Here is a 2,752-nt window from a genome sequence, read left to right as displayed (position 1 = left end):
CTACATGGCGAACCCGGTGATCGACTTGGCTTGCCGCGCGTGGCTTGGCCCCGGCTATCAGCTCGCCACCCAAGTCAACCAAGTCCGTCCCGGCGGCAAAGCGCAGGCTCCGCACCGCGACTACCATCTGGGTTTCATGTCAGCCGATCAGATGGCGGAATATCCCGACCATATCCACCTCACTGGCCCCACGCTGATCCTGCAAGGCGGCGTGGCGCATGTTGATATGACCGAGGAAAGCGGCACCACCAAGCTACTGCCACATTCGCAACGCTACAAACCCGGCTATATCGCCGCCACCCAACCCGAGTTCGCCGCCTATTTTGAGGCCAACCATGTGCAACTGCCCCTAGCCAAGGGCGATGCGATCTTCTTCAGCCCCGCGCTATTCCATGCGGGCGGCGAGAACAAAACCACCGATGTGGTGCGCATGGTCAACCTGATCCAGACCGCCAGCGCCTTCGCGCGCCACATGGAGGAGATCGACCGCACCGCCATGGTCCGCGCGGTTTATCCTTATCTCGCAGCCCTAACCCACGCCGAACGTGCCGCCGTCATCGCAGCCACCGCCGACGGCTACCCATTTCCCACCAACCTCGACACCGACCCGCCGCTCGGCGGACTTGCCCCCGAGACCCAGCAAGCCCTGCTGGTACGCGCGGTCGAAGCTGGATGGGATCAATCTACACTAGACGCTGCACTTCTGGCACAATCTGCCAAGCGCCGCGCCTGAAACGCTTACCGCAAAAGCTTCCGGCGGGACGACAACGGAGGCTAATTCTGGGAGGAATACGTCAATGAAAAAATTCGTAAAATCGCTGCTGCTCAGCGCGGCCATGGCAACCTCTGCCATGACCGGTGCCGCACATGCAGAAGGAGAGCAGTTCGTCTGGATCAGCCACGGCCCCGATAGCGACAGCTGGTTCAACGTGATCAAGAACGCCATCAAAATCACCAGCGAGCAGATGGGTGTGACCACCGAATACCGCAATCCGCCAACGGGCGATCTGGCAGATATGGCGCGGCTGGTTCAGCAAGCTTCGGCTGCAGGCGTTGACGGCATCATCGTCACCATCGCCGATTACAACGTGCTGGAAGGCCCGATCAAAGACGCTATCGCTAAAGGCATTCCGGTGATCACCGTGAACTCCGGCACCGTTGAGGAAAGCCAGAAACTCGGCGCGCTGATGCACGTGGGCCAGCCGGAATATGAGGCCGGTCTGGGTGCGGGCAAGCGCGCCAAAGAAGCCGGTGTGACCTCGTTTCTCTGCGTCAACCATTACATCACCAACCCGCAATCGGTTGAGCGGTGCCGTGGCTATGCCGATGGCATCGGCGTTGAATTGGGCAGCCAGATGATCGATTCCGGCATGGACCCGTCCGAAGTGCAGAACAAGGTCAAAGCCTACCTAACCGCCAATCCCGAAACCAACGGCATTTTGACGCTTGGCCCGAACTCGGCTGAACCGTCAATTCGCGCCGTCAAAGACATGGGCCTCGACGGCGAGATTTACTTCGGCACCTTCGATCTGTCTGCCGAAATCTCGGCTGGCATCAAGGATGGCACCGTGGCCTTCGCGATTGACCAACAACCCTTCCTGCAAGGCTCGATCCCGATCCAAGTGCTGACCAACTACGTCCGCTACGGCGTTGCCCCGTCAAACTCGATCTTCACCGGGCCGGGGTTCGTCACCAAGGACAACATCGAAATGGTTGAAAAGCTGGCTGGCGAATTCCGCTAATCGCCTGACATCGGAGTGAGGCTGGGGGGGAACCTAAAGCCTCACTCCAAGCAATTGCTGTGGATGGGGAGCAATATCCATGACCGACACCACCCGAGACGAGCGGATGAAACGCGTATCACCGCTGCGCCGCGCCCTCATCCGACCCGAGCTTGGCGGCATCTGCGGCACCATCCTTGTGTTCATGCTGTTCGGTGCGATTGCAGGCGACAGCGGCATGTTCGCCGCCGAAGGTGTGCTGAACTGGACCGTGGTTTCCGCGCAATTCATGATCATCGCGGTGGGTGCCTGCCTTTTGATGATCGCCGGAGAGTTCGATCTGTCGGTAGGTTCGATGATCGGTTTCGCGGGCGTGATGATGGCCATCCTGTCGGTGCAAATGGGCTGGCCGATGTGGGCCGCGATCACTGCCACCTTCGCGTTTTGCATCGCCTTGGGTGCGGTCAACGGCTGGCTGGTGATCCGCACCGGGTTGCCCTCCTTCATCGTCACCCTCGCCTTCCTTTACATCCTGCGCGGCCTCACGATCTGGGGCTCGGTCTATTTCACCCGTCAAACCATCATTGGCGGCGTTGCCGAGAAAGCCCAAGGCGATTGGCTGGCGGCGATTTTCGGCGGCAAAGTTCTAACCGGACTGTTCAGTTGGATGGGCAAGGCGGGCTGGATCGCCACCTTCACCAAAGGCAACCGCGCGGGCCAGCCGGTGATTGACGGTGTGCCGATGCTGGTGATCTGGGCCATTGGGCTTGCGATCTTCGGCCACTGGCTGCTGACCCGTACCAAATTCGGCAACTGGATTTATGCCGCTGGCGGCGATGCCCAAGCCGCGCGCTATGTCGGCGTTCCGGTCAACCGCGTAAAAATCCAGATGTTCATGTTCTCCGCCTTCTGCGCCTGCGTTTTCGCCAGCTGTCAGGTGATGGAGTTTGGCTCTGCCGCAGCCGACCGTGGCCTGCTGAAAGAGTTTGAGGCGATCATCTGCGTCGTTATCGGTGGCGCGCTGCTGACCG

Annotated in this window: 3 protein-coding genes; all 3 read left to right on the top strand. The window is 60.2% G+C overall.

Annotated elements, in window-relative coordinates; translation table 11 throughout:
- Positions 1–733, top strand: a 733-nt coding sequence (locus tag JWS10_RS05685; protein ID WP_299505440.1) for a phytanoyl-CoA dioxygenase family protein, incomplete at its 5' end; no start/stop codon positions are given.
- A 64-nt stretch (positions 734–797) separates the two neighbouring features.
- Positions 798–1,742: a sugar ABC transporter substrate-binding protein gene (locus tag JWS10_RS05680; RefSeq protein WP_299505438.1), complete on the top strand. Its 945-nt coding sequence runs from the start codon at positions 798–800 to the stop codon at positions 1,740–1,742.
- Between the two features lie 79 nt (positions 1,743–1,821).
- Positions 1,822–2,752 (top strand): ABC transporter permease (locus tag JWS10_RS05675; RefSeq protein ID WP_299505436.1); only part of this gene is annotated, 931 nt, incomplete at its 3' end.

It is taken from the genome of Cypionkella sp. (genome assembly GCF_028290025.1).
GTDB lineage: Bacteria > Pseudomonadota > Alphaproteobacteria > Rhodobacterales > Rhodobacteraceae > Cypionkella.
Note: the sequence above shows the minus strand (reverse complement) of the source record. Positions and strands in the feature narration are given on the sequence as shown.

Bases quoted from the DNA above. Each gene is read 5' to 3' on its own strand.
- JWS10_RS05680 (WP_299505438.1), top strand. From the start codon at position 798: ATGAAAAAATTCGTAAAATCGCTGCTGCTCAGCGCGGCCATGGCAACC.